Origin of the sequence: Terriglobus sp. YAF25, assembly GCF_052113305.1 — a bacterium.
In the GTDB taxonomy this organism is placed as follows: Bacteria; Acidobacteriota; Terriglobia; order Terriglobales; family Acidobacteriaceae; genus Terriglobus.
Genome location: NZ_JBFRCY010000528.1, coordinates 1 through 4,378, shown reverse-complemented (window position 1 = coordinate 4,378; position 4,378 = coordinate 1). Strand labels below are relative to the sequence as shown.

Genomic DNA, 4,378 nt, shown 5'->3' with positions numbered 1-4,378 from the left:
CGCTGATACTACCTGTCACGGACTGTGCCAAGGCGGGCATACCGGTCAGCAGCAGTACAGCCGCGACGGTACACAAATACTGCAAAATGCGCTTCATAGTGGAACTGCCTCCTCAAAATGGCGAACAAAAGAGGAATCGCCAAACAACAATTTGGTTGGAAATGGGGGGTGCTGACGCGCCCCTTTAAAAGAGTTGGCTGCGCCGCGTGGATGGCCTTTGTGTTGCAAGCAGTTGAATATGCTGCAACAGGATTGTCAACGAAGATTTTGTGCAGCTGACGGGCAAACGATCATTCCATCTGATCAAAGACGGCGGTTAAGCAGATACCATGCCAGCGCTGCCAGGAACAGGAAAACGAGCCCCATCAGCGCAACCCCGGCCCAACGCAACCGGATCGCGGGGTCGGCTGCCTGGTCAGAGTTCGCCATATTTTCGGTAAATGCGAGCCAGTCGGCGTCATCGTGCTTTAGAGAGCCACTACTGCGATAGCTCTCTATAAAGCGGTCATGCCATTCCTGCTCATCGAGTCCGACGACGCGAGCATAGCTACGCACCATGCCGCGGTTGAATACCCCGCCGGGCAGATCTTTGAAGCGTTCCTCTCTATCGACTAGACTAGCAGTAACGTGCGACTCCCCTTCCCAACCAAGTTTCCCCTGTGGGGCGCAATCCTATTTGCCATCGTGCTCTGCCTCTTGGAAGTACTTCAGGGCACATCGACCTTTTTCACGCTGGGCGTATTTGCATACGTCATCGTCTCGACCCTGGCCTTCAATGCAGCGGGTGGCCTGTCGACGCCCAGCGGAGGCTACATCTTCTTCCAGGTCGTCCTGACAGCTTTGCTTGGCTTTGTGATGAAGGCCGTCTTGTGGGAGGCGGCAGACAGCAGGCTGCGCGTACCTGAAACCACCATCCTGGCCAACGTCGGCTTCAGCCTGATCATGCTGATCGCCGTTTATGTGAAGCGGCCGTTGACCAAAAAACCTGCCCTTCTCAGCGGCCTCCTTACACCCGCCAGCACACGACAGGCGACCCGTCTTCGCGGGTGTTTACTCCTTTTTGGTCGTCGGTATCCTGAGGTACTCCAAGGAAGCAATGCTGGCGAGCCTTGTCGCCTGGCTGATCGCTGTGGCCGCCAGTGGCGGCAGGCTCTCTCTCCGGCAGATTGCCTTCATTCTCGTAGCAGGTGCAGGAATCGTGTACTTCCTGGTGCCATATGCGCAGGGAGGCCGGGTTGACAGAGCTACCCCAGGCAATCAGATCGACAAGGCGATAACTAACCTTTCCCGTATCGACGAGTTTCGTGCCCAAATGGCTTCAGAAGCAGCGGACGCGGAGCACCAGCCAAACGAACCGCTGTTCTATGACGCGAAGGTGGGATTTCTCGAGCGTTTCCAGATGATCAGTTGGGATGACGCGTTGATAGAAACGGCCGTTAACCAGAGCAAACTCGGCTACACCCCGCTTGTGACGTACATTTACAACGTAGTGCCCCACTTCCTATGGCCCGATAAACCCGTGACAATTTGGGGGAATTTTTACGCCCATCGCATCGGTCTACTCGCCGACGACGACCTCTTTACAGGCGTCTCGTTTTCGCCAGTAGCAGAGGTATTTCTGATGGACGGCTGGAACAGTCTCTTCTTCGTCTCTCCTTTTGTTTACATCATCGTCTTTGCGGTCATCGATTCGGTAGGGGGCGACGTTCGCTATAGCCCCTGGGGCCTCTTTTTCACAATGATCTCATCCCATAATGCCAATGAAGGCGTACTTGCTACCCCTATCACGATGGCAACATTCCTGGCGCCTCTGCTGATCGGGCTCGCCTATTTCACGGTATATGTACTTCCTCTCATCGGCGCCCTGCTGCTGCCGCGCAGCCGCGCAGCAATCATGCAGGGCCGCACCCAGCCAAGACTCGTCCGTGAAACGCAAAGCTAGAGCGGATGCCCTGCGGGTGTCGTGCAGGGCATCCGCATCTATGGGCGTTTTTCGCAATGAAAACGCCGTTGCACGCCTCTTTTGGGATACCCAGCAACAGGGAAAATGCCCTAAGGCGATACACTGCAAAAGCATGAATAAGCTGGTTATTGGAAACCTCGTCCACCGGCCGCTACGCTCGCTGATCAGCGTCTTCGCCGTGGCCATTGAAGTCATCATGATCTTGTCCATTGCGGCAATCATGTTCGGCATGCTGAACGGACAGAAGGTAAGGACCAGCGGCATCGGCGCTGACATGATCACGCACCCCGGCGCGGCATCGAATCTGATAGGCGTCAGCGGCGCCGCAGCTTCCATCAAAGTTGCAGATGTGCTGCGCCCCCTGCCTCATGTCACCGTGGTATCCCCCGTCAACATCAAGCTCTCGTCAGGCGCCACACTAGAGAACATCTACGGCATCGATTTCAAGAGCTTTCAGGATCTTCGCCCCTTCATATTTATCTCCGGTGGTCCCTTCCAGGCTCCTGACGATGCCATCATCGATGACTATGAAGCGGCTCGGGGGACCGGGAAGAAAGTAGGCGACCCCATTCAGATCCTCAACCATACCTTCCGCATTGCGGGTATCGTTGAGCACGGGCGCGGAGGCCGCAAGTTCATCCCGATCGACACCATGGGACAGTTGATTGGTACCGAGGGAAAGGCCAGCTACTTTTATCTCAAGCTTGACGACATCAAAAACAGTGACGCCGTTCGCGCTGAAATCAAGGCGACTCCGGGCATGGAACAGTATGACGTTCAGACCATGGAAGAACTGCTCTCCAGTCTGACACCCGATAAGATGCCTGGGTTCAATGTAGGCCTCCGTACTGTCATCGGCATCGCCATCATCATCGGCTTCCTCGTGATCTTTCAATCCATGTACACCGCGGTCATGGAACGCACCCGTGAGATCGGCATTCTGAAGTCACTCGGCGCCACCAAAGCCGCCATCGTTGGCGTCGTCCTTCGTGAGAGCGGCCTGCTAGCCGTCTGCGGCATCGCGTTGGGAATTGCTGCGACATTCGGCATTCGCGCCGCCCTGCACGCAAAGTTTCCTACGATGGATTTCGAGCTGACCGGACGTTGGATCGCCATTGCAACCCTTCTGGCTCTTGCCGGAGCTCTCTTCGGTGCGCTCTATCCTGCGCTGAAAGCTGCGGCAAAAGATCCTATCGAAGCACTCGCATACGAATAGAGGCATTTTCCCCTGTAGGTCTAGTGTTGGGCTTCCGCATCGATGAGCGTTTTCCGCAAATGAAAATCCCGCCCTTTCTGGGATACCCAGCAACAGGAAAATGTTCTAGACGTATCGGTTACCCGGACAAAAGGGTTATTCGAGCGAAGCTCGAATAACCCTTTTGCCATTTCATAGGACCGGGGTCCCCGGCCAGCTCGCTGGTTGGGGTGGATCGACCACCAGAAGCGAAGAAATCTGCTTCTTGCGTTTGGTTCCAAGAACCCCACCCAGTTCAGAGGCGATCCGTTACTGATAACTTCTAGAGCATTTTCCCTGTTGCTGGGTATTCCGACGGCGGAAGCCCTACTCTACGCCTACAGGGAAAATGTTCTTATCCCAGAAAACCTAACGTACTCTTCGAGAAGTTACTCAGCTCCGGAAACACATTGCTGAGATCCTTGCTCTGCACCCCCAGCCACTGCGCCAGCGTGGCGGCATATTGCGAGCCGGAGGTTGTCGGAATCCAGAGTCCGTTCGTCGCAAAGTCGTCATCGCCCCCGATGACAAGGCTCGGAAAGGTGCCATACATATCACCGCCTTTGACTGCGCCGCCGACGATGAGGTGATGATTGCCCCAGGCGTGGTCGGTGCCACCGCCGCTGTTCACCAGGTGCGAGCGTGCGAAGTCGGTCATGGTGAAGAGCGTCACCTGATCGAACATGTTGATCTCCTGCATGGCAGCCGCAAAGGCGCCGACTGCGCCATCAAGATCTGCGAGGTTCGATGCCTGCATCGGGAGCTGCAGCGTGTGCGTGTCATAGCCTGACACGCTGGAGAGGAAGATCTGCCGGTTGACATCGAAGCGTGAGCGGCCATTGATCATCTGTGCGATGACCTGCAACTGCTGGCCAATATCCGTGTTGGGAAACTTCGTCTGGATGCTGGAGCCTGTGGAAGCGGCATCCAGAAGCAACTTCGTTGTGGACAGGTGGCCACTCTGCATCTCGGAGATCGCATTCGACAACGAGTTAGAGCCCTGTGTCGAGTCCATCTGATTCAGGGAAGGTGTCAAAGACTGCAACGCATTCAGAACAGCCACAGCCCCGTTGCCGGCGCCGATGGAGGCGAGCTCGGTCGTTGTGCCGCTGCCGAGCAACTGCCATCCGCTGGTAGAGACCACGATGGGCGAGCTCGAAAGATTCTGCTTAGCGAGAAGG

General features: G+C 56.0%; 3 protein-coding genes and 1 pseudogene. 2 read left to right on the top strand and 2 right to left on the bottom strand.

Annotated elements, in window-relative coordinates:
* Positions 1–303: 303 nt before the first annotated feature.
* Positions 304–591, bottom strand: a pseudogene (locus tag AB4043_RS19450) (helix-turn-helix domain-containing protein); the annotation flags it as partial.
* A 505-nt stretch (positions 592–1,096) separates the two neighbouring features.
* Between AB4043_RS19450 and AB4043_RS19445 the strand changes: the two are divergent.
* Both AB4043_RS19445 and AB4043_RS19440 read left to right on the top strand, forming a co-directional pair.
* Positions 1,097–1,942 (top strand): hypothetical protein, encoded by an 846-nt coding sequence (locus AB4043_RS19445; RefSeq protein ID WP_442307827.1) that lies wholly within the window; start codon positions 1,097–1,099, stop codon positions 1,940–1,942.
* A 133-nt stretch (positions 1,943–2,075) separates the two neighbouring features.
* A complete protein-coding gene (locus AB4043_RS19440; protein ID WP_442301931.1) occupies positions 2,076–3,179 on the top strand; it encodes an ABC transporter permease in 1,104 nt (367 codons plus the stop codon).
* Positions 3,180–3,552: 373 nt separating this feature from the next.
* Here the strand turns inward: AB4043_RS19440 and AB4043_RS19435 are convergent.
* The coding region (locus AB4043_RS19435) for a DUF1501 domain-containing protein (protein ID WP_442307826.1) at positions 3,553–4,378 on the bottom strand (826 nt) is incomplete at its 5' end.